Origin of the sequence: Mesobacillus boroniphilus, assembly GCF_018424685.1 — a bacterium.
GTDB classification, from domain to species: domain Bacteria; phylum Bacillota; class Bacilli; order Bacillales; family Cytobacillaceae; genus Mesobacillus; species Mesobacillus boroniphilus_A.
In genome coordinates this window covers 1,022,630-1,045,741 of the sequence record NZ_QTKX01000001.1, presented here as the reverse complement: position 1 = coordinate 1,045,741, position 23,112 = coordinate 1,022,630, and the positions used below count along the sequence as shown (strand labels likewise).

Here is a 23,112-nt window from a genome sequence, read left to right as displayed (position 1 = left end):
GATTGCTCTATGTCTGTGTAATATCTTTTCATATTCCTATCTATAGGAATGAATAATCTTCTTCTTCCCGTTCAACTTTAGGAATCTCAATTCCATTCAACAAAGTCGTTAATTCTTGATGGTAAAATAACTTCACATAATGTTGAGCTCTGGTTAACGAAACAAACAAAAGCTTAGCATCAAGTTCATTCTCCCCATAGTTTCTATCAGAGGCGTTTGGTATGATTACTGCATCAAACTCCAGCCCTTTAGTTAAGAAAGAAGGAATAATTATTACATCCTTATTAACTATTTGGTTTGAGTTAGTGACCAATTGAATACTGGAAAATTGTTTTACTAATCTTTCATGTAGAGAAACAGATTTTCTTAAATCCTTATGGACAACAGCTATTTTCTTAAAGCCTTGCTTTTGTAAAGATTTTATTGTCTCTATAATGTTTTCCAGTAATCGAATTGGGTCGTATATCTTTTCAATTGCAATTTTATCCCCTTTTCTTCCGATTGGAATAATTTTTGGAGCATTTAAATTTGCATTCCTAGCAATTAAATTGGCACCTTCCATTATAGGATTAGTTGATCTATAGCTGGTATTAATCTCTATCAATCTTACTTTATCATTAAAAAATACATTTTCTATTAAATATGACCAATCATTGATCCCCTTTTCAACATAAATGTTTTGTGTAACGTCTCCCAGCAAAGTCATAGACTTAGATAGAAGTTTTAAAACAAAAATTTGGAAAGGGCTCAAATCCTGAGATTCATCAACAACAAGATGCTGATATTGTTTACTTTCACCGTTCAATAAAATCTCCAGATACATTAATGGTGCAAGGTCATCGTATTCCAAATGTTTTTTAAATGCAGTCACAGTAGTGACTTTACCATGGTATAAATTTTCCAGAATAAGTATCCTCTTATATAATGAATAAACATCAAAAGTCTCCCAAGAGCTTTTATACTCTTTCCACTTTTGATTAAGTTCATCTCTTAACTGTTTTTGTCTGTATGAATATACTTTTTCTATGGACTCATAGGCTTGCTTCCTTAAGGAACCAGTTTTAGGTATACCATTAAACATTGTGTTTGTTACGGTTTCAAACTCCTTTTTAAGTTCCTCCTGTTTTGATTGTAAAAGTGAATCAACCCACTTTTCAATATATCTTAGGATCTCTTGATTCCTCTTTACTAAAGATAGGTAACTAAGGTCCTCATAACGATTTATAATTTGATCACGCGACAATATAATTTCTGTATTACTGATCGTGTCAAAATATCTAAACTCCTTGATATTATGAACGAACTGGTTTTTAAACTCTTCAAGGTATAAATCAATTTTAGTTTTAAATTCGAAGGACGATTTAAAATTGTTAATATCAGCCGGATCACCATTAATTAATCCACTCAGGGAATTAATTGGATCTGTTAAACTATCAATATCAAGGTTTTTTAAGATAGATTTTGAAAGCGTTTTAAAAGTAAACTGAGGAATATCTTCAATCTCAAGCGTCGGCATAACCGATTGTATATAACTGATAAACATCTCATTAGGTGCAAGTATACCTATATCTGCGGGTGTTAGCTTTTCTTTATACCGTGTCAACAAATAAGAAATACGTGTTAAGGCAATAGAAGATTTACCGCTTCCAGCCACTCCTTGAACGATGATTGAATTGTCAATCGATAATCTTATAATTTCGTTTTGTTCCTTCTGGATAGTCATGACAATATCTTTTAACTGTGTTTCATTATTTCTTCCATCTAATATATCCATCAGAAAATCATCGAATAAGACACTATCTTCCTCTGTGCCTAGCTCTTCTCTGGCCTGCTCACTAACAGTATCCGAATATTTTTTCACCTTTAATTTTTCAATCAAGAGTGATCGCTTTAAAAGGACATTAAAATCATATTTTTCTTTTTGCCCTCTATCTATTACAATATTCCCGTCTCCACCATGAAATTGGGCAAAAAGATCACCAACAGATGATTTCCAACTATAAATTATGTCCTGGTTTTTATCTTTTGCAACACTTGTATAACCGATATAAAAAGTTTCCCGCTTGCCATCTTCATATGTATCAATACGGCCAAAATAAGGGTTTTTACGTGCATCCAGATAATCATTAATAAACCTTCTATTCGTTCTTTCAAGTAAAACATCTTTAGTCGTATTATTTTTTAACTCATCGCCTAATGATTTAATTATTCCGTCAATTTCACTTACGGTTTTATCCAATATATTCTGTTCTTGATTTATAATTTCTTTTTTCATTCCCACTCACCCAGACTTTTATTGGTATATCTTCAAATATTATACCAAATTTCGACAGTTTTTGTGAGTATTTATGAGGTTTCTAGTATCTACTATCAATGTTTTTCATCGCATAACAACATAAATCACTTAGTACACATTCTTTATGTAAGGGACTGGGTTTACATATATTTCTCGTAAAGTCCAAGATGGCATAATTATATTCTTTATGGTTGGTATTTGGAGTAATTTCTTCTGCAAGTTCTTTAAACCACTTTTTCCTCCTAGTCTCAGGGACCGTTTCAAAACCAAAAAACCTGCCATACAGTCGGACAACATTGCTATCAATGATTACATCTCTAATATTTAGATGAAAAGAACGGAAGGCAGCAGAAATATAGTCGCCAACACCTGGTAATTTTAGTAGGGATTTTTTATCTTCTGGTATATAGCCCAGCTTATAAATTTCCCTTGCAAGAGAATGGAGTATCTCTTCTCTCCAATGTAAACCGAGGGATTTAAAGATATTTGTTTCTATTTCCATTAATAGATCTTCTGGTGAAGGATACATTTCCACAAAGGATTCATAAACAGGTACAACTTGATCTGCATTGGTTCTCTGCAGCATAATTTCTGCTACTAAAGCGTGCCATTTATTTTTTGTGTGTCTCCAAGGATATGCGGCATAATTCTGATGTCCCCATTTTAAGATTAGTAATCTAAAGTCATTAACTCTTTCTTCATCAAAATTTATATTCAAAGTACACAACACATTCCTTTTTTAAATAATATTAAAACAGTTAGTATTTTCCCCATAATATATATCTATAAACAATTAGTTTTTGTTTGAGTATAAAAAAAAGATTCCGATAAAAATCGAAATCATTATCAAAAGCATTTAAATATCATCTTACAATATCCGATAATCCATTGTTTCAATTTCTGTCAAAATTCTCTTCCCTTGAATTGCTTGCTTCTCGGTAGGCTTCTTCCCTTGCTTATTAAGCCTTCCTAAGCTAAATGCTAAACTTCTCTGCCATGGCAATAATTTATTTGATTCCTTACTCCATGCTGCAATATCAAACCAAGTCTGCGCAGAAACACAAGAGATCTCATTTATTATATCACCAACAAAATCATCCGTAGATCCTTCATTAAATTTATCCCCAATTAATTCTATGTTAAAATCTTCTAAAGGTATATTTCCTGTTTTAAATATGTTCCAACATTCTTCTTTTTTACACCACTCTGTAATATTCCCATTTCCAGGAGCCTTAATTATGTGTTGGTGAACATTTCGCGAGACTGTTATAATGGCTTCTTCTAAACCCTTCGATAATCCTTGTTCTCTCCAAATTTTTGATAAATCAATCTTCTTATTTGTTTTATAAGATAACCATGCAATTGTATATGTAACAATATTAGCACGATATCCACCATACTTTTGTTCTTGTACTAATTTTTCTGTCCTCTTAAAAAGAATCGCTTTTGCTATCAAGTCTTCAAAATACTTTTTATCTGGATTAACTTTATCGCTATTCTCATTAATTAGAATAGTAAATTCATTAAAATTCTTCTGAGCACCTCTACTCACAATGTGGGGTAATTGATTCCAAGTATTTTCATACTTAGCTAAATCGGTTTTTGTGAATAATTGATTTTTGGGATTTAACGACTCAAATTGTTTCTTCTGTCCTGGTGTACTTGCTCTACCTTTCTCATCCATATATTGACCCCTGGCTCGCTCATAAAACCATTTTGTTTGCCTCTGGGAACCATCAACTGGTGGTGCCCAAACTGTTCTTGATAGAGATTCAACTTTCACATGGAATGGATCATTGGCAGAAAAATCTGCACCTTGAATCTTATTCTGGTTATTTGCATATTCTGATATTTTTGGGACTATACTATCTACTTTTTGTGGATCATTGATAACAGTTAATTTCACTTGTACATAGAGTTCAGCTAAGTGAGCATTGTCCTTTTTATATGAATTATATATTGAAGCAGTTGTCTGTCCACCGTTCACAATTTGCAAGTCTTTAATTTTGCAGAGCTCAATAATCCCATTATCAAAGGCTTTGTATTCTAGACTTTCAGCAACTGCAGATAATCCATTATTATAAGCAAGGAACATATGTGGTTCGTTTTTTATAGTGTTTCTAATACCTTTATTTACATTTCCTCGGGCTTGGAGAAAAGACCTTACATTCCTTTCTAATAATCTCGGTCCATATTCTCCATAGATGTTAACTAGTACTTGCCCAGGAAAAATAGCAAGGTATGTTTTATAATCTGGATTTTCTTCAGGCATAGGGAGACATTTAATACTATTCCCAAACTTCTTTAGGTCTACTTCAATTATTTCTCTCTGCTTTCCGGAACTCCATGATCTGTATAATCTTTCGATATCCCATACCTGAAAAGTTACTGTTATATTTTCATTTATTAGGATCTCATCATATACATTAGATCGAACTAATCCGTCTGTTAGATAGATAATCTCAACTTTTGAGAGACTTTCTTTTATCTCAAACATTTGTAATGCAAGGTCAAAAGCAGGCGAGGCTTCTTCCATAGATAAATGTAAACCTTTTAATGATTTAACAAGGAAATTTACACTCCTTTTAAAAGCTGACTCGACATCACTTTTACGTACTGTTTCAGGAGGGGAATAAGCAAGATATCCAGAGACAAATAGGTACATTTTATTTATCTCTTCTGAAAAACTAAATCCGTTAACCTGCATTCCTCGGCCCCTATATGAACAGATGCTACCATCATCCAGTTCACTTAGATCACATAGATAATCAATAAACAATTCGGTTAATAGATCTTCTCGGAAACTTTCTTCACCTTCTAGTTGTGCCATACTGATGATTTGTTGTTGAAAGTTTTCGGCAAATTCTAACAATCCATTATTCATTACGATAACTCCTTATTGCTTTGACAACTATATCTTCTTCTGTCAAAAAATCTCTACAAGCTGCAAGTGAGATGGTATAACGAATATCTCCTACACCGTCTATTAAATCTTTTTCAATAATTCTTGGGAACCCCTCAACTATATTGAAAAAATTCGTTTCTCTTATACTATAATAAGGCATTTCATATTCTTTGTAGTGAAAATCAAAATAACCGGCATCTTTTAATTTGTTTTCAAACTCATATAACACAGCAGAATTGGTATCAAGTAAATTTCTTACATCACTTATTAAATCATTTAAAGTTTGTCCTGCTAAGGATTGATTATCTAGAGAATAATGACATAAGAATAATTTACTAATATGGCTATCATCTAGTTGTCTTTCATTTGCGATATTAATTTTTTGATGTTGTTTTGAGATTGAAGTTTTTATTTCTACTGAACAATCCCAAAAATTGAAATCATTAACAGACATTTCGGGTCCAGTCCAAGATTTTATAATATAATTAGGATCTAGTTTTGATTTTTCAATCAACCTTTTTATAAATAATAACTCACCAAACAATCCTCTCTGGCTGGTGCCATCCAGCTTGTTTACTTTTTCTTCATCCAAAAATTTTTGCCATCTAATCAATCTGCCAATTAGTACTTCTACAATTTTTCCCGATTTACAAACTGTAATGTTTTCAATAACGTCTTTTACTAATGAATTAAAGATATCTATGAAATTCCGATTCTTTACTAAAAGAATTAATGAAAGATTATTTTCTTCCTCATCACCTAACTGGCGAGTAACTGCATCAAATCCCATGGTTTGTGGCAAAGGTCCTAAGTTTCTAAAAAACTTGTATGGTGCTTCCAAAATAAAAGCTCTTTTATTAGTGTCAACTTCTAGAGCTAAGTATATTCTATATTTAAAAGACGGGATAATAAGTCTTTTTATTACCCCATTATTTAAACCGAAGCTATGTTTTTCAAGTTCACCCCAAATTATTGACGGATCAATCTTCTCCATAAATATTTCTCCAATATCTTGTATCTACTATATATTCTACTTCTTTTGCTCTATTACTCTTTGGAAAACTGATGGAGAATCCCACAATAGGTTTATCTGTAACATGTAATAACTCTTTATTATCTAAAGGATATATTAGTAATAGTCCATTCTGTACCGGTCTTACACTTCTGATATATGGACCACTTGGAACTTTTGGTGCCTCTTTACTTCTTTTCTTAGGATTATTTTGCCATGATTGAACAGTCCGTACTAAGGCTTCTTTTATTTGATCATCGTTTAAATCATACCTATATTCATCTTTCGGGCTTAATAATCGACCTTTAGCTAACATCCATTTGTTTGTATCATGTTCGCTGTCATCTTGTCGTTGAATTAATCCAATTTCTTTACCGCCGATTTTAAATTTGTTTCTTGGTGTTTTGCTAGAAAGCAAAACTATAGTCCAATTTTGAAGTTCTCCTTCATTTACTAAATTGTTAATATACTTTATTAGAGTGCTAGTCTCTGCCTTTCTTGAGAATGGGTGTGTTGTATACCCTTCTAAAAACTCCACTACTTTATCCGTGCTTACATGCTCCCAAACATAGGAGCCTTCATACTTTGACTCTGCACCAAGGTCATGTATCATTTTTTCAAGAACTTTAAAGTTTTTTTCTATTTTTTCTTTACTTTTATGAAACACTACAGTTTCGCTAAGTCCCCCAGAAAAGGATACCGCCATTTTTGTTCCATTGTTTAATTTATTGGATGCTGTTATTTGCAAACCATCAGGATGCGTTCTAACACGGAGACCGTAGTCTAGCGGAGTACCGCCAGTTGCAGCCATAAAATCAAATTCTTTTCTCAACTCCTCATTTGCCATTGCAATATGTTTGTACCAACCTACCAATTCTTCACTGGTATATAGTCTACATAAATCTAGATAGCCTGGTCGATATCCAAACCATCTTCCCATTTGCATAAGAGTATCATACATTTTAGACGCTCTTAGGTAATAACTAACGCTTAACCCTTCTAAGGTAATACCTCGAGATAACTTATCCCCTCCTATTGCAATAACGCTCATACCTTTAGGGTGGTCTCTGTAATCTAATACATCCTTAGCAGAACCATTTATCTCCTTAATTTGAATTTTCATTGCAGCTTCAAATAAATATGATTTAACCTCTTCCCATTCTATATTTGTAATGGAAGCATCATCCCAAAGCTCTTTAACTTTTCGTGTTGTTTCTTTAAACTCAGAATCCCAGAGATTTCTTAACTCTTTTACAGCCGGACTCTCTTTATTTTCACCTTCAAATTCAATTAAGTTCAGGATTCGGGTATGCTCTTGAAGGACAAGATCTTTTATTTGATTCTGAACTGCTGTAAATCTTGTAACATGAATGAGCATTGATTTGTGATCATTAATTTGACCCCTAGCCATTCTCGCTGCACATGATAGAATAAAAACTTTAATTGCTTTCTTTAACGATGGTGGTAAATCAGGAATTATTACATCTTTTTTATGTTTATCAGGTATAAAATGATCATAATCATCAACAACTTTTACAATCGGCAAGCTCTTTTGCTCATCTAACCCCAGGTCATCATCCTCCTCAAGACCGAATACCTGTACAGGTCCGACATAGTTTGAAGGAGGTGGCAAGTTTATTATGAAACTTCTCGGAAATAGATCTTCTCCAAACTTTTTAATATTTTCACTTTCATCTGGAGGATATATGAATATATTGGCAAATGGAGTCGCAGTATAGCCTACGTAGGAACTTTTTTGAAAAGTTTTTAAGAGTTGTCTTATAAGTCTATTTATTGTTGTTGGATCACTTTCTTCGTCAACGAGATTTCCATACTCATCTCGTTTCCCTTGTTTTCCATCGACAGAGGCATTATCAGCTTCATCATCTATTAACAATAAGGGGATATTCTCTCTAGTTACTTCTCCAGTTTCCGGATCCACTCGGCCATCACTCTGTATCCATCTTAGTAAGTTCTTTAATACAGAAGCATTTTTCTTCACTACCAGAATTACAGGGTCCCCCCCCAGCATAAATCCAACATTCCTTGCAACTTGAGTTCTATAATCTCCATTATCAGCACTACTTGTTAGTGAGTGCACAACTAGTTCTCCATGTTCTATTAAATTACCAACACCAATCTTTCTATTAGTGTTGTTATATTCCCTATTTAACCTAGTATCGTAACCCAAAAAATCCTGGTCTAATCTTACCTGTGTTTGACTACGTAAATCGTTATGCATCCCTGCTAAAACAACAATAAGTTTGTAGCCTGCATCAGCAGCTTTACATATTAAGCCAGTATAATTTAATGTCTTACCTGATTGCACATAACCAACAACCATTCCTCTTCTATCCCATTTCCCCTGCCGTTCGGGATCTTCTAACTTTCCTAAAATGTTATCAGTCAATGCATTTAGCCTCGTGACAACCAAAGGTGAAAATGATTTAACATCTTCTAAATAATGTTTATATCTGTTCCAAAACTTCCATTTTATTTCGCTCTTTCTATCATGAAGCCATTCTACATGGTCTGAATCATCTCTTAGCTCTGTTTCGCTTGCAACGTAAACATTAGTAATGTTTAATATATCCCGGTAGAGCTTTTCCTGATCAATTTTTTGGCCTGGATAAAAATTTTCTAACATTTGTACTACTGGCGTCACACTATTTTTTATAACTTCTAATGTAATTGGTTCTACATGCCTTATTAAGTTCATAACTTGCTTAATCGCTATTTCATTTATATTCATTTTAAACCTCCAATTTAGCTTCACAACAAGATACAACTAGCTCCGGATAAAGGTCAAAAGGTTCCATATGCAATAACCTTTGTTTTATTTCATTTAAATTATTTCCTTGTTTTAATAAGGAATCTATATTTCTTTCTAACACAGTAATTAGTTCCTTTGGTGGTGCATCTTCAAATGGACCTTTTAGGTTATCTGGTTGCTCAGAATAATTCATAATAATTGTAGGAATTGGGATTGTCTCTTCAAGGAGTTTTAACAATGCACTTAAATCAGACTTTATACTAACGTTTTTCATTAGACTTTTTATTAGGGTGTGCTCTCGATTAATTTGATAAGAATATTTACCATGTTTAAGGCTTTGTTCCCAAACATACGTAAAATCCATATCAATATTTCGTGATACAATTTTCCCTCTATGTCTATAGATATTTGAAGCTCTTTCTCTAGTGATTTTTGCAATCCTTTTCAGGTCCTGCCGTAAGTTATGGGGAGGACGAGCTTTAGACTTTTTGACATCTATAGACCATTCTTCATCTAGATCATTAGGAATATCAATAAGAATTCTCGCAAGCTTATAATGTTCCTCTTTCTGAAAGCCTAAACCTAACCAGTCTCCAGCAACTAACATCCTTTTATTTCTATACACATAAAAACCCTGATGAGCATTCCAACCATTTATACCTGCGAGTTTTTCATGTTCTTGTGTCGTTAACTTAGAATGATGAGGTAAAACATATGGTCTTACTTCTATTCTTTTTCTATTAACGAATAAGGGTTCTATAGTAAGCAACTCTGTTGCTTGGATAGCAATGGCAAATGGATTCCATGGTTCTAGTAATCTATTGTTAAACCATATTTTTATATTGTTTGGACCTTCCAAAAATCTATGAAAAACCATTGCTAAGTGTTTTTTCACTGCGGCAGCATTATTTAAAAACACATCATGTGCTCTATTATCTTCTACTTCAACTTCTTGATCAATAATTCTATCAAGCTTCTCCCATATAACAACTGTTCCATTCTCAAGATTATTTAACGTTTCATGGTTAACTAAGTCAGAACCTTTTTTGAGTAGTCTCCACTGAGCAGTTTTTGTTATATAATCTAGGTCCCAACACCTTTCGTAAACATCGTCATTTGAAGATTTAGTAATAACAGTTAACTTTTTACATTGAGAAAATGTTGCAGTCTTTAATCCTAATCCAAATCTACCAAGGTCATTTTTTGCTCTTTCTTCTAAGGGATTTTTGGAACCCAAGATCATGGAATTAATTAATTCTTCTTCATTCATTCCTATTCCATCATCTTTAATAGATATCCAGGAATCCTGTCCATTCCAGTTAAAGTCAATCCAAATATTTTTTGCTCTTGCAGTTATACTATTATCAATTATATCTGCGATAGCTGTTGATAAATCATAACCAAATGATCTTATTGAATGAATCAATGAGCTAGCTTTAGGTTCAGCTATTTCAAAATTTTCTTCCTTTATCATTGTTTATCGCCTTCCTACATTTTCAATAGTTTATAATAAATAATATATATCTATTAATTTTACTATATATGTAAATGCAAGTCGACAGCTTCTAAAATCAAAAATTCTTGTTTAATAACACAAAAAGCCATCTGCCAGATGACTTTTTTATTATTTATACTCTATAATTTGGACACTGTCCACACGTGTTGATTCCAATAAAATATCCCAATAAAAATCATCTTTTATTGAGTCTAAAGTATATATATATAATATATCAATTTTAGAAAACTCATTCGTTAAAACGTGCATTAAAGCCTCATATTCGTTCATTTTGTCAATAAATACCCCTCTGATTATCCAATTTTCATTTTTAACTTTATCCTTCATGTTATTCAATGCTATGCGCGTAGATAAACCCTTATTCTCCATATAATAAACAGCAACTGTTTTCAACTTCCTCACCTTGTTTAATGACATAATTCGTTTGTAAAATAATTACTATTTCATTATGATTGATTTATATATATATATTTTACATTATCTTGAACCCTTATAGGAGGTAATTATGCATAAAATCTTTAACTCAAAACTAATCGGTTTAGTAATTAAACGCTTAAGTAAAGTTGAAGTCGATAAGAGAACCTCAAATCAACATGAATTAAATGGGAACCGGGATCTCAGAAAACTACTTGGAGATATTAGAATTAATAACCAAAGTGTAAAATTTACTTACCATGATAGAGACGGAAGTGAAATATCAACAACTGGTTCTATTACTTGGTATGACGCAAGAGAAGCTCATCCAAGTAGAACTGAATATAGACTTTATTTTAAGAGTAATTATGTTATGGATAATGCAAATCAAGGTGATTTACTTATAGTCTCATTGCAAAGTGATGGAGAAATTAATATAATAATTATCCAAGAAGGCGGCAAGCTAGAGGAGAATTTACTCTCTTTATTTGGGCCTCTTGAAAGGATTGGGACTACTTTTAAGTACCGAAGTGTTTAATTTTTATCATTACCAATTTAAAAATAGAAAGAGTCATTAAACACTCTATCTATTTTTTTATTTTTATTTTCAATGTTTACCATAGTCTGCAATTTTTTTATTTTTGGTAACCTAGTTACGAAAAACAAACGTAAGTTCGAATAGTTTCTATGCTATAATAGATTGTTATGATAATTCTTTTATAAGATCCAATCTGGAGGCAATATGAATGTTTAAATTTATCGATTTATTTGCTGGAATAGGAGGAATAAGGCTAGCTTTTCAAGAATTGGGTGGTGAATGTGTTTTTTCTTCAGAATGGGATTCTAAAGCACAAGATGTATATGAAAAAAATTTCGGTGAAAGACCTTATGGAGATATAACAAAAATACATGAGAAAGATATTCCAGACCATGATATTTTATTGGCTGGATTTCCATGCCAGCCATTTAGTTTAGCAGGTGTTTCAAAAAAAAATGCATTAGGTGTAAAGCACGGATTTGAAGATGAAACTCAGGGAACTCTTTTCTTTGATATAAAAAGAATAATAAAAGAAAAACGCCCTAAAGCTTTTTTATTGGAAAATGTCAAAAATTTAAAGTCGCATGATAACGGTAAAACTTTTAAAGTAATAATGAGAACTTTAGAGAGAGAATTAGGCTATAGAGTTTATACAAAAGTTATCGATGCTAAAGGAGTTCTGCCACAACACCGAGAAAGAATCTACATTGTTGGATTCAAAAAAAACATTGAATTTCAATTCCCAACCCTTCCAACAAAAGGGCCTGTATTAAATGACATCTTAGAAAAAGAAGTCGAAGAAAAATATACTTTGTCAGATAAATTATGGAACTATCTTCAAAGCTATGCACAAAAACATAAAGAAAAAGGAAATGGGTTTGGATTTGGGCTTGCTGATCCATCTAGTTATTCGCGAACCTTATCTGCTAGGTATTATAAGGATGGCTCTGAAATCCTAATTAGCCAGGGAGAAAATAAAAACCCTCGACGGCTTACTCCAAGAGAGTGTGCAAAACTTCAAGGTTTCCCTGATTCATTTAAAATTGCAGATTCTGATTGGGCAGCCTATAAACAGCTAGGTAACTCGGTGGCGGTACCTGTAGTAAAGAAAATTGCACAAAAAATGCTTCATGCGTTAAAAGAAGAACGACATAATCCAAATTACTATAGAGGCTTATTAGTTGATGAAAATTATCTTAATGAAGTAATTAACCGGATTGATTTTTATAAAGACTTTTATATAAAAATTATTTCTTCAGATGATTTTAAAGCATCTCTAACTCGTTCTGGAAGTATAACTATTAGTAATGATGCATGGCACTTATTTTTTCAAACTCCTGGTATTATTGGGGAAAGTAAGGAGAAATGTATTAAGATTTATTGGGAGCAATTAGAAGAGTTAACTCATAGTAAAGTGAAATGGAATGGTAATAAAAAAAACCTCAATTACAAACTTACTCACATTGGGAAAAACATTCCTTATTTTTCCGAAGAGTATTGTGGAGATATAGTGGTCCTAATAAAGGTAAATGAAGAAGAATTTATAGGATATACTGTTAAAGGTGAAAATCTATTCACTTTATTAAATCAAAATTCTGTTCTACCCAATAACAGTGAAAGCAAAGAACTAATGGTGTCAAACTTAAGACACTGATCATAAATCAGTTTTTTAAATTTTGTACTCTGGTAACTTTTCCATTAAGTAATACAGAGTTATTTCAGAGGGGGAGACATGGGGACGGTTCTTGCGTCTCATTCGGGAAGCGGAGTAGCAATTTAATCTGTTCTTTGGTCACCACTAAAAGAGCCTTTTCCGTCAATGGATAAGGCTCACATTTTTATGCAAGTGAGACACTAATAATTTTGTTTTCATTCACAATAGGCCAGTGCTTCTATTCCTCACTATACGCTTCCAAATATAAACCTTTTAAAGCTTTCCTAGCCGCTCTCCTCCCCCTCCGCCTATCTATGCCAATTCCAATAAAGTCCTTAAACGGTGGTTCTTCCTGGCATATAGTCACAACTACTTTATAATGATCCTGATATTTAATGATTCCCATCTCAATCTCATCATTATACTCATTTATAAATCGAGATACTTTTCTTTCAACAAAATCTACTGTCTGCATAGTTACCTCCAGTGGGATAGGGATCTATCGCTTCTTATTTTTTTGCATAGCCTTTATTTCTTCTGCTTCTTTTGTTTCCCTGATAAGGTAATTTTGGTTTTCTGCTACTTCATTAATTTCCTGACTCAGTTCCAAAAAATGTTATGCTGAATGCTGCGGCTAGTTTGTACAATTTATCAAGTGTTGGACTAGATGCATCTCTTTCTAAATTGCTTATGTATTTTCGATCGAGCTTGCTCAATTCTGCTAAATCTTCTTGGCTTAGGAATTGTTTTTTGCGTAACATTTTTAGTTTGTGGCCGAATTTAATGGCCTGTTTCTCTTCCAAGGCGGTTTCTCCTTTTTAAAACCATTAGATACCTACGGAAAAGTGTTGACCACGCACTATAATGACCATTTGTTTCCCTAGCGCAAAATTGATCCAGAACAACAAAAAAGCGACAGACTATAGCTGTCGCTCAGTTCAAATTAAATTTTATTAAGGGTCAGCTTTGTTGTTTAGCTTGAACCCTTTCTTCCATACGATCAGCTCCAAACATCAAATGAAGAAATAAAAGTTTATCCCTCCTTGATTAGAACCCTTATTCTATCGCGAAGCATGGGAACATCCCCTTAGCTCCCAGTGATGACAAACTGCTGCCATTTGCATTTTAATAGTGATACCCACTCTTTTCACAAAAAAACAATTCACTGTCCTACTCCCACTTAAACACATAACTTGCCACAATAAAGCCGCCAATTAACCAACCACCAAGGATAAGTGTTTCTGTCCCTAATTGAAGGAATGGTGTACCGAGGTTCATCGTCTCCCTCAATGCAGAGCTCAAATGGGCGATTGGCAGGATTTTCACGATTGGCTGGATGATGTCGGGCATATTGTTAATCGGAAAGAAGACTCCTCCGAGGAACAGCATCGGGAACGTAATGAATCCGGCAATCGGTCCTGCGCTTTCCGGATTTTTAGCGATTCCGGCGATAATGAAACCGAGTGCCATGAAAGCTAGTGTGCCAAGGATGATGAAGAAGATCAAGGCAAGCCAGGAACCAGCCACATGAATGCTAAAGACGAAATGGGCGATAAGGACGACGAGCAGTGCCTGCGTTCCATTGAGCAGCAGGCGGGCGGTGATTTGTGCGGCGATGAAGGTGGAGGCTTTCAGTCTCGTTCCTTGCATTCTTCGCAAAATTCCTCTTTCACGCCAGGCAGAAATTTGGCCTGCGACTCCGTTCATGTTGTTGCTCATGATCATCATGGCGACGATTCCTGGAACAAGGAAATCCACATATCGGATGGTCAGCGCTTCTATTCCCACTTTTTCAATCGTTACGACCGGCTTGTAGTCTGTGAGATCCTTGCTGTATTGATCAATGATTCCGTTAACAACTGTTAGGCCGAGCTCTGAGGTTGTGAGGTTTTTTTCATTATAATAGACAGGAAGAGTTGAGGTCTCATTATGCTCCTCCAGTTTTGCTTCGTATCCTTTTGGAATTTCCATGAACAGCTGGATGTCTCCATTTTTCAGGGCTTCTTTCCCGCTTTTGACACTTTTGAACTTTTTCGCCTCAAGCCCCTCATTTTTGTAAAAACGTTCTGTTAATTTCTTTGAAGCAGCTGTTTGATCGAGGTCAATAAGGCCAACTGATAAAGATAGATTGCTGTCATTTCCGGCAAAAGTTCCAAGGGCCAGCATCAGAATGATCGGAAAAAGTAAGGTGAAAAACAAAACCTGTTTGTTTCGTGAGAAAATCCGTAATTGTGCCAGCGTTAGTTGCCAATAAGCTCTCATGATTCCCTGATGCTCCTTCCAGTCATATGGATGAATACATCCTCTAATGTCGCTGATCTAGTTTGTAAATCCTCAATTTTGAACTGATGTTCTGCAGATGCATGAATCAAGGAGGTCAAGGTGACTTGAACATCGTCCGTATACAACTGGACAAAGTTGTCTTTGATCGATACTTCCTCTACTCCATCCATTTTCATAAACCAGTCTTGCTCTGGTGGATTGCTTAAATGGAATTCCACTGAGCTTGTGGACTGCAGTTTTTTCACGAGATTCGTTGGTGTGTCAAGTGCGATAAGTTCACCCTGGTCCATGATGCCAATGCGGTCACAGAGCACATGGGCTTCATCCATGTAATGCGTCGAGAGAATGATAGTTTTTCCTCGCTCTTTCAACCGGAGGACGATGTCCCAAAGAGTCCTTCTTGCCTGCGGATCAAGACCAGTTGTTGGCTCATCGAGAAACACGATGTCCGGGTCGTGGATAAGAGCTAATGCAATAGCAAGACGCTGCTTTTGTCCACCCGATAGTCCTTTGATTCGATCCTTCCTCTTCTCTGTCAGCAGCATATCGCCTATTAATCCATCGATATCCACGTGAGTCGGATAAAAGCTTCCATACAAATTCAGGATTTCTTCTACTTTTAACAATTCGAACAAGGACGTCGACTGAAGCTGTACACCGATCACTTCTTTGACTTTGTTCACTTCTTTTATCACATCGAAGCCCGATAATGTTGCCGTTCCTTCTTCTGGCTTTCTCAGGCCGACTAACATCTCAATCGTGGTCGTTTTGCCAGCACCATTCGGACCAAGCAGGCCGAAAATTTCTCCTTTTTTGACCTGAAAAGAAACTCCTTTAACAGCCGTAAAGCTGCCGTATCGTTTTTTCAATCCTTTTACATCTACTATACTTTCATTATTCATGACAAGCCTCCATTGAATGGCAGTTGTGATTATTTTGATTTCATTTTTTTCAATAACTCTATGTGAATCAGCGTATATTATAAGGTCCCTATTTAAATTCCATAAAAAGATCTGTAATCCTTCAAGGACTCGTCTCAAACGGTATTGAAAAACATTTTTAAATGGTCTGTTTTTCTTCCAACGGTAATACTCCTTTTTAAGACCATTAGATACCTCTGGAAAAAGATTGACCAGCATTATAATGATCATTTGTTTCTCTCATACAATATTATTTCTAAAACACAAAAAAAGCGACAGTCTAATTGCTGCCGCAGGTTTGATTCTCTTTACTTAATTTATGCCCAATTCCCTTTTAATAATCTTACTCATTTCTTTTCACATTACTCACACTCTGATAAATCCCCGTTTTCTCAATACAGTAGATTTCTCATTACAGTAGAATCCTTCCAGGTTGCATGTTTGAATGATGTTCTCCAGTTTCTCTTTGGAGTTGGAACAAATCAATGACTATCCCAATGGGTGGTGATGAGGATAGATTGGTCGTAATTGCTGCCAGGATACTTTTTCACAATGATGAATCATTTGAATACCGATCAGGTTCTGGGGCAACTCTTATCTCTTCCATCGATCACGCCTCTTTCTTCTTACGATTCTATCAAGTTATTATCGAGAACTTCTTAGCAAGCTTTTCACTCAATTCTAATCAACAAAATCAGTGATATCAGTCTGGAGCTGATTCATTTATTTCGCTGACCTTCACTCTTCAAATAATATTATCTAAATCTTTACTCCAATAATCCTCTAATAAAATTTCTGGTTCTACAAATTTCTTATTCCATTTCTTCCACTATATTATATAATGAGTCTTTTATTTATGACTTTACCTTGTAAAAGAATTTAAAACAAAGAAAGGAGCATATCATGTTGATATGCTCCTTTTTCATTTGATCAATTATTTATTCTTTAAAAAGATTTGATTTGTGAATATGATTATTAACTGATCTTCCTTACCTTTTTTTCCTCGCGCAATGGCCAGCTTTCTACTCCTTTTAACCCTTCGATATCATCCGCATAGAATACTGGGTCTAAACCTTGTTTTCTTTGCTCTAAATAATGATCGAGCGTTTTGAATGCATACTTTCCAAGTAGTGCGATGGCTACCAGGTTCGTTAATGCCATAACGGCCATTGCCAAGTCTGCGAAGTCCCACACGAATTGCAGGTTTGCAACAGATCCGAACATGACCATACCAAGCGCCAGAATTCGATAAACTAGCAATGCCAGCTTGCTCTTATGAACAAACTCAATGTTTGTTTCACCATAATAGTAGCTGCCGATAATTGAGCTGAAGGCAAACATAAAAATGGCGATTGCCAGGAAAGTGCTTGCCCAGCTTCCAAAGTGTTCAGCCATTGAAGCCTGAGTTAACTCTACTCCTTGAAGGCCAGTTGTGTATGAATCTGATAAAAGAATGATAAAGGCAGTCGCGGTACAGACAATCAAAGTATCAAAGAAAACCCCAAGGGCTTGGACAAATCCTTGTTTTGCTGGGTGTGACACAACCGCAGTTGCTGCTGCGTTCGGTGCGCTCCCCATTCCAGCTTCATTTGAAAACAGACCTCGCTTGACCCCCATCATGATTGCAGCACCAATACCACCGCCCATTACTTGTTCCATTCCGAATGCACTCTTCACGATTAAGGCAAAAACAGCTGGAACAGCTGAAAGGTTCGTTAAAACGACATAGGCTGCAAGCAGAATATAGAATCCAGCCATGATTGGAACAACGATTGCTGAAAACTTCGCAATGCGATGGACACCACCAAAAATGATGAGCGCTGTCAATAGAACCAAAATGACTCCGACAATTGAACCATCTAGTTTGAAAGAATTTGTGAATGCCGCAGTGATTGTATTACTTTGAACAGCATTAAACGTTAATCCAAAAGAAAGGATAATCCCAAGTGCGAACATGGAGCTTAGCCATTTAGAGCCGAGCTGCTTGCGCATATAGTAAGCTGGTCCACCTTTGAAGCCTTCTTTATCCTTCACTTTGTAGATTTGGGCTAATGTGCTTTCGACAAAAGCACTTGCTCCGCCAAGAATGGCCACAATCCACATCCAGAATACAGCCCCTGGACCGCCTACAGCAATCGCCATGGCTACTCCTGCCACATTTCCAGTGCCGATTCTTGTTGCCGCGCCAATGAAAAACGCCTGTAGAGATGTTATGGATTTCTGATCAGAATCAGAAATCCCTTCATTTCGGTCCTTTAGTACATTAAACATTTCCTTGATCTTCAAAATCTGGACAAGCTTCATACGAATCGTGAAATACAATCCTAACCCCAGTAATAGTCCAATTAATAGATAGGACCAAAGAATGTTGTTCAAATCATTGACGATGTTGTGTATGAAATCCATGCTGTCTCCCCCTTGTTGTCGAAATATGTCGATTTATTGTGATTGATATGAATTATGCGGAAATTTCAGATAAAAGTCAATAGGTTTTTATTATTATATAAAATGTTGCAATGGTTCATTGTGGCCTGGCTGTCGTATTAAATAGGTCGTGACAGCACATCAGCGTAGATTTCAAAGCTGTGAAATCCAGCCACTTTCAGCTCATGGATGATTGTTTCCTTCGTAAATCCCTTGAACCAATTTCGGAAAGGCTTCTCCTTGATGATCAATGATGACATACTGATTCAATCTCACATCATTTTCATAGACAAAATGTGATTCAAAACATAAAATCAAAAACGGCAGTCATTGAAACTGCCGTTAAATGTTTTCCTTATCTATTATGATACTCCTGCTTTTTGATCAAGCCGGGAAGCTTCAACTTTTACGTTATCTTCCCGTCCTTCACTCCACTTAAAAACAATCACTCCACCTAGAATGACCACTACACCCAGAAGTTGTTTCATGGTGAAAGGAACCTTCTCAAGCCCCATCCAACCTAGTGAATCAAATAATACTGCAAATGCGAGCTGTGAGGTCAATACGATGGAAATCGCAAAGGTCGGCCCCAGATACCTTATGCCCTGCACGATACCAGTAATGACACCGATTCCGATCAATCCGCTGATCCAGTACCACCATTCCATTTTTTGTAAATTGAATAATTGGCTGCCTTCAAAGAAGAGTCCGAGAATGAAGGATGCCAGAAAGCCTAACCCCAATACTAATGTCGTGGTCGTCCATGAACCCGCTTTTTCATTGACCTTGCTGTTGAAAATATTCTGTAGGCCGACTAGCGTGCCAGCCATGACTGCACTTAATAATCCAAGTACCATACAATTACCTCCGTTTTCTTACTCATACAGATTTTCCTTGGCGACCAGCTTGAGTCCTTCCAAATCCTTGATGAGGATGGCACCTTTGTCGCGTTCCACCAATCCATTCAAACAGAATTCCTTTATCACCCGGTTAAGATGCCTGTAGCTTGTTCCGATTAAATTGGCGATGTCAGTGAGATTTGATGTGCTTACTTTCCCATTGACCAGCGCTTCATTTTCATCATAGGCGACAGATACGAGATAGCTGGCTAATCGGGTCTCTACGGGATACATGATGTTATGGCGCATGAACTGGGATTTGATATAGAATTTCCTTGTAATGATTTTAAGCAAGAATTGCAGGAATGGAGAGTGGTCTTTTAAAAATCTGCGCACCACACTTTGCCGGACTCCGATCATCACGACAGGAGAAACGGCCTCAACCGTATTGATCGTGTCAATCTCCTGGACATATTCAATATCCCCAATGACTTCAAGCGGGGTTTTAAATGAAAGGATCAATGTCTTCCCCTCTTCTGAAGTGGTGAAAATCTTCACTTTCCCCTTAACAAGTATATATAGATACTCGACAGCCTCACCCTGGGAACAGATCTGCTCCCCTTTTTCAAATTCATATAGGGATAAATAAGGAATTATATCCTCATTAAATAAAGATTCGATCTTGTGAGATTGCAAATACGCTTCTATCTCTTCAAATGCTGTTATTTCTTTCATAAGCATTCCCTGCCTTTTTTATCATGTTAACAGCTCAGTTACAAACCGAGGATCATGACACCTGCTACCATCATTGTAATCCCAATCAGCTGCGGTACCTTCATTTTTTGCTTCTTAACACCGAACCATCCATTCCTGTCAATCAGGAACGTCATCCCAAGCTGTGAGATCAGCATGGCAGACACAGTTAAAGTAACGCCGATATAAAGGATCGCGGTCACATTTCCGAACACAACGATGGCTCCAAACGTGCCGCCAATTAAATAAAGCGGCTTTACCTTACTCAGCACTTGCCATTTTCCTTTTACGGCAAACATCAAGATAAACAAAGCAGCTAAAAATCCAGTAAATTGGGTAACTGCAGCCGTCTGCCATGTTCCAATATCCTGGCTGATTTTTGAATTAGCCACTCCCTGAAGAGTGATAAAAGCTCCTCCTAAAAAAGCAAAAATAAAACCTTTCATTCTTTTCTCCCCCATCCTTGATGTATAAATCAATTAAATGACAGAACGGGAGGATACGGGAAGGACATATGTCCTGAAACTAGAAAAACATTACTCAAATAAGGAAATCCTTCAAGCCTAGAAGATGTTGATTATTGATAAAAACAGAAAAAGGGCTGACCAGGCATTTCCCTGTTCAGCCATATGGTTAAATTATTTTTTAAACCAATTCATACCCATTCAGCTGGATGGCAAATTGAACGCATTGCTTCATGCTTTGGGACAACTAGTTGTTTTCTAGGGATATTATTACTTCTTATTGTAATGATTGAAATGGCTTAAAAGGCCCTTATGTCCCTGGCTACTACCGGAAACTCAATGCACAGCAACATCCTTAAAATGCAGCGGCCATAAGTTGATTAATAAATGATCTACGCAAACATTTGGGCGATACAGGGTAGTTTTTTTCGCAGGAACCTTACGCGACTAAGGTCATGATTAGCTTCAACGATTTTGAATTTCGGTAATACTTTTTCCGCCTAAAAAGGCATGGCCTGTCGTTAGTGTCATGACCGTTTCAAACCCATAGCGATTGTATACCTTTTCAACCTGTTCATTTATAGGAAACACCCATAGGTTTTCAAACCCCTGTTTTTGTACTTGTTGTTGAATATGTTGAATAATGTAGCCAATCAATCCTTTTCCTCGGTATTCCTCTAGTGTAGCTACACTCTCCATTCGTGCTTGGCTGCCATGAGCAAAGATACAGGCGGTGGAACAGGCGACACCATTGTACCTTAATAAAAAGTGTTGATATGCAGGATTATCAAACTCTTCCTTTAAGGCTTTTTCTCGAACTTCACGGCCGCCGATTTCTTTGATGCTGCATTCGATTTCTAATGCTTCTTGATAGTTTGCTTCCGTAACTTCTTCAATCGATATAGCATCATTTCTTTCCAGGTTAATCACTTTTTGATCCCATAATTGTACAGGACTTGGTAATTCCTCATATCCAAACTCTTTTAATTTTAATTCACTTAACAGATCAGGTTGTTGATCTGGAGTGTATATGTAAAATCTCGGAATAATGTTCTTTGCTCTATAAAAGGAAATGACTTCATCAACAACATTTTCAGGATGATCAACTAATTTGCGAATATGGGCATGATTCGCATCATAATATGCAGGCTGGTCCTCATTTAAAAATAGAAAACCCCACTCCCTGTCATGACGAGCAGTAAAGGTATCAAGGTAAGCAAACTCCAAATCAAATATTTTATTTATCATGTATTTCATTCCCCTCAGTCAACTTTCTTGAAAAAACAAGATAACAAAGATATCTATATTTGATTTTAGCATAATTATCCAAGTTATAGAGACGTTTCAATATTTAGTGGTATGGACTGACAACTGAGTAAGTGGAAAAGTGGGGATGTACCTTCTGCTTCCAGACAAGAGCAAAAGAAGGAGCTCCACATCATGCTGCACATTAAGAGAATGCCATTAGGCAAGGTGATACTGAAACCCGCCCATACATAAAAAATTGGCTTCTACTGTATGCAAGACTCATCCGATGACCAGGAATTGCAGTCCTTTTGCTGATACATTTGCTGCACTGGTCCCCAGGCAAATACGATGAGCCACCTCATAAAGACAGTTAATACTGAGTGTATGTGCACGAAGTGATTACTCTTACCACTCTTGTTAAAATACCCGAAAAGAAAATCCACTTTTAAGAAGAAGCAAAGGAGTCGGCTGCCAAAATGATTGGCAGCCGACCCCAAAAGAAAACCCTATTCTATTTCGCTGATTTTCACTTTCCAAATCATATGATCAAAATTTTTGCCCCAATAATCCTTTAATAGAATATCAGGTTCTCCAAATTTCTTTTTCCAGATGGATTGTGCACTTTTATATCCACTATCTAAGCAAAATTCTTCTATTCCTTTTTTTCGCAATGTAGCATACATTGCTTTCAATAGTAAATTCCCTACACCTTTCCTTTGGTGGTCAGGATGAACAAATACTGTACCTATCTCCACAAGACCTTCATAAGCATTATTTGTACAATTTCTTATGATTTCATTTGCTTGGCCATATTCAATTGAACCAATAATTTTTTCTCCATATAAAGCAATTAAAAAATATCTCATCTCACCATTGCTTTCAAAATCACTTTCTAAATATCTTTTTTTTACGTCAATTTCCTCATTCATATCATTTATTTGATCACCAATGCCTTCATTAATGAACGTATCTGTAATAACTGTTCTAAAAAAATTTTTCAGCTGTTCACTATCCTCAGTTTTCGGCCTTCTAACCTCTGCAGTAAACATACAAAGCCCCTCCGAACTTAATCG

Annotated in this window: 20 protein-coding genes; 2 read left to right on the top strand and 18 right to left on the bottom strand. The window is 35.7% G+C overall.

Annotation, left to right across the window (positions count from 1 at the left end; all coding sequences use genetic code 11):
- Positions 1-40: 40 nt before the first annotated feature.
- The 7 genes from DYI25_RS05280 to DYI25_RS05250 all read right to left on the bottom strand — a co-directional run bounded on the left by DYI25_RS05280 (position 41) and on the right by DYI25_RS05250 (position 10,895).
- Entirely contained in the window at positions 41-2,275 is a 2,235-nt protein-coding gene (locus DYI25_RS05280) for a HelD family protein (RefSeq protein ID WP_213367389.1), read from the bottom strand.
- An 82-nt stretch (positions 2,276-2,357) separates the two neighbouring features.
- Positions 2,358-3,014, bottom strand: a complete 657-nt coding sequence (locus DYI25_RS05275) for a hypothetical protein (protein ID WP_213367388.1) — start codon at positions 3,012-3,014, stop codon at positions 2,358-2,360.
- A 150-nt stretch (positions 3,015-3,164) separates the two neighbouring features.
- Complete coding sequence (locus DYI25_RS05270; RefSeq protein ID WP_213367387.1) at positions 3,165-5,180, bottom strand: AIPR family protein; 2,016 nt, start codon at positions 5,178-5,180, stop codon at positions 3,165-3,167.
- Positions 5,173-6,195 carry a PD-(D/E)XK motif protein gene (locus DYI25_RS05265; RefSeq protein ID WP_213367386.1) on the bottom strand — a complete coding sequence of 341 codons (1,023 nt, stop codon included), beginning with the start codon at positions 6,193-6,195 and terminating at the stop codon, positions 5,173-5,175. Before DYI25_RS05265 ends, DYI25_RS05270 begins: the two co-directional genes overlap by 8 nt.
- Positions 6,182-8,965, bottom strand: a complete 2,784-nt coding sequence (locus tag DYI25_RS05260) for a Z1 domain-containing protein (protein ID WP_213367385.1) — start codon at positions 8,963-8,965, stop codon at positions 6,182-6,184. The genes DYI25_RS05265 and DYI25_RS05260 overlap by 14 nt, the downstream gene beginning before the upstream one ends.
- Before the next feature lies 1 nt (position 8,966).
- A complete protein-coding gene (locus tag DYI25_RS05255; protein ID WP_213367384.1) occupies positions 8,967-10,460 on the bottom strand; it encodes an ATP-binding protein in 1,494 nt (497 codons plus the stop codon).
- Between the two features lie 150 nt (positions 10,461-10,610).
- Entirely contained in the window at positions 10,611-10,895 is a 285-nt protein-coding gene (locus DYI25_RS05250) for a hypothetical protein (RefSeq protein WP_213367383.1), read from the bottom strand.
- 112 nt (positions 10,896-11,007) lie between these two features.
- Here DYI25_RS05250 and DYI25_RS05245 point away from each other — a divergent pair, with 112 nt between their 5' ends.
- Both DYI25_RS05245 and dcm read left to right on the top strand, forming a co-directional pair.
- Entirely contained in the window at positions 11,008-11,454 is a 447-nt protein-coding gene (locus DYI25_RS05245) for a hypothetical protein (RefSeq protein WP_213367382.1), read from the top strand.
- A gap of 208 nt (positions 11,455-11,662) precedes the next feature.
- Positions 11,663-13,108: a DNA (cytosine-5-)-methyltransferase gene (gene dcm / locus DYI25_RS05240; protein ID WP_213367381.1), complete on the top strand. Its 1,446-nt coding sequence runs from the start codon at positions 11,663-11,665 to the stop codon at positions 13,106-13,108.
- A gap of 238 nt (positions 13,109-13,346) precedes the next feature.
- On the opposite strand, the gene DYI25_RS05235 is transcribed toward dcm, so the two are convergent.
- The 11 genes from DYI25_RS05235 to DYI25_RS05185 form a co-directional block, all read right to left on the bottom strand.
- Positions 13,347-13,583: a hypothetical protein gene (locus DYI25_RS05235; protein ID WP_213367380.1), complete on the bottom strand. Its 237-nt coding sequence runs from the start codon at positions 13,581-13,583 to the stop codon at positions 13,347-13,349.
- A gap of 112 nt (positions 13,584-13,695) precedes the next feature.
- Positions 13,696-13,911, bottom strand: coding sequence for a helix-turn-helix domain-containing protein (locus DYI25_RS05230; protein WP_213367379.1), 216 nt, complete (start codon positions 13,909-13,911; stop codon positions 13,696-13,698).
- A 367-nt stretch (positions 13,912-14,278) separates the two neighbouring features.
- Positions 14,279-15,370 carry an ABC transporter permease gene (locus DYI25_RS05225; protein ID WP_213367378.1) on the bottom strand — a complete coding sequence of 364 codons (1,092 nt, stop codon included), beginning with the start codon at positions 15,368-15,370 and terminating at the stop codon, positions 14,279-14,281.
- Positions 15,367-16,293, bottom strand: a complete 927-nt coding sequence (locus DYI25_RS05220) for an ABC transporter ATP-binding protein (RefSeq protein WP_213367377.1) — start codon at positions 16,291-16,293, stop codon at positions 15,367-15,369. The genes DYI25_RS05225 and DYI25_RS05220 overlap by 4 nt, the downstream gene beginning before the upstream one ends.
- A 993-nt stretch (positions 16,294-17,286) precedes the next feature.
- Complete coding sequence (locus tag DYI25_RS05215; protein WP_213367376.1) at positions 17,287-18,717, bottom strand: alanine/glycine:cation symporter family protein; 1,431 nt, start codon at positions 18,715-18,717, stop codon at positions 17,287-17,289.
- Positions 18,718-18,854: 137 nt separating this feature from the next.
- Entirely contained in the window at positions 18,855-18,995 is a 141-nt protein-coding gene (locus tag DYI25_RS05210) for a hypothetical protein (RefSeq protein ID WP_213367375.1), read from the bottom strand.
- 102 nt (positions 18,996-19,097) lie between these two features.
- Positions 19,098-19,592 (bottom strand): DMT family transporter, encoded by a 495-nt coding sequence (locus tag DYI25_RS05205; RefSeq protein WP_213367374.1) that lies wholly within the window; start codon positions 19,590-19,592, stop codon positions 19,098-19,100.
- Between the two features lie 18 nt (positions 19,593-19,610).
- Positions 19,611-20,309 (bottom strand): Crp/Fnr family transcriptional regulator, encoded by a 699-nt coding sequence (locus DYI25_RS05200; protein WP_213367373.1) that lies wholly within the window; start codon positions 20,307-20,309, stop codon positions 19,611-19,613.
- A 38-nt stretch (positions 20,310-20,347) separates the two neighbouring features.
- Positions 20,348-20,773, bottom strand: a complete 426-nt coding sequence (locus tag DYI25_RS05195) for a DMT family transporter (RefSeq protein ID WP_213367372.1) — start codon at positions 20,771-20,773, stop codon at positions 20,348-20,350.
- 483 nt (positions 20,774-21,256) lie between these two features.
- Complete coding sequence (locus tag DYI25_RS05190; protein WP_213367371.1) at positions 21,257-22,039, bottom strand: GNAT family N-acetyltransferase; 783 nt, start codon at positions 22,037-22,039, stop codon at positions 21,257-21,259.
- Between the two features lie 506 nt (positions 22,040-22,545).
- Entirely contained in the window at positions 22,546-23,088 is a 543-nt protein-coding gene (locus DYI25_RS05185) for a GNAT family N-acetyltransferase (protein ID WP_213367370.1), read from the bottom strand.
- Positions 23,089-23,112: the final 24 nt, after the last annotated feature.

Coding starts and splice junctions, on each gene's coding strand:
- DYI25_RS05280 (WP_213367389.1), bottom strand. CDS start 2,275: ATGAAAAAAGAAATTATAAATCAAGAACAGAATATATTGGATAAAACC.
- DYI25_RS05270 (WP_213367387.1), bottom strand. CDS start 5,180: ATGAATAATGGATTGTTAGAATTTGCCGAAAACTTTCAACAACAAATC.
- DYI25_RS05265 (WP_213367386.1), bottom strand. CDS start 6,195: ATGGAGAAGATTGATCCGTCAATAATTTGGGGTGAACTTGAAAAACAT.
- DYI25_RS05260 (WP_213367385.1), bottom strand. CDS start 8,965: ATGAATATAAATGAAATAGCGATTAAGCAAGTTATGAACTTAATAAGG.
- DYI25_RS05255 (WP_213367384.1), bottom strand. CDS start 10,460: ATGATAAAGGAAGAAAATTTTGAAATAGCTGAACCTAAAGCTAGCTCA.
- DYI25_RS05245 (WP_213367382.1), top strand. CDS start 11,008: ATGCATAAAATCTTTAACTCAAAACTAATCGGTTTAGTAATTAAACGC.
- dcm (WP_213367381.1), top strand. CDS start 11,663: ATGTTTAAATTTATCGATTTATTTGCTGGAATAGGAGGAATAAGGCTA.
- DYI25_RS05235 (WP_213367380.1), bottom strand. CDS start 13,583: ATGCAGACAGTAGATTTTGTTGAAAGAAAAGTATCTCGATTTATAAAT.
- DYI25_RS05225 (WP_213367378.1), bottom strand. CDS start 15,370: ATGAGAGCTTATTGGCAACTAACGCTGGCACAATTACGGATTTTCTCA.
- DYI25_RS05220 (WP_213367377.1), bottom strand. CDS start 16,293: ATGAATAATGAAAGTATAGTAGATGTAAAAGGATTGAAAAAACGATAC.
- DYI25_RS05215 (WP_213367376.1), bottom strand. CDS start 18,717: ATGGATTTCATACACAACATCGTCAATGATTTGAACAACATTCTTTGG.
- DYI25_RS05210 (WP_213367375.1), bottom strand. CDS start 18,995: ATGTCATCATTGATCATCAAGGAGAAGCCTTTCCGAAATTGGTTCAAG.
- DYI25_RS05205 (WP_213367374.1), bottom strand. CDS start 19,592: ATGGTACTTGGATTATTAAGTGCAGTCATGGCTGGCACGCTAGTCGGC.
- DYI25_RS05200 (WP_213367373.1), bottom strand. CDS start 20,309: ATGAAAGAAATAACAGCATTTGAAGAGATAGAAGCGTATTTGCAATCT.
- DYI25_RS05195 (WP_213367372.1), bottom strand. CDS start 20,773: ATGAAAGGTTTTATTTTTGCTTTTTTAGGAGGAGCTTTTATCACTCTT.
- DYI25_RS05190 (WP_213367371.1), bottom strand. CDS start 22,039: ATGATAAATAAAATATTTGATTTGGAGTTTGCTTACCTTGATACCTTT.
- DYI25_RS05185 (WP_213367370.1), bottom strand. CDS start 23,088: ATGTTTACTGCAGAGGTTAGAAGGCCGAAAACTGAGGATAGTGAACAG.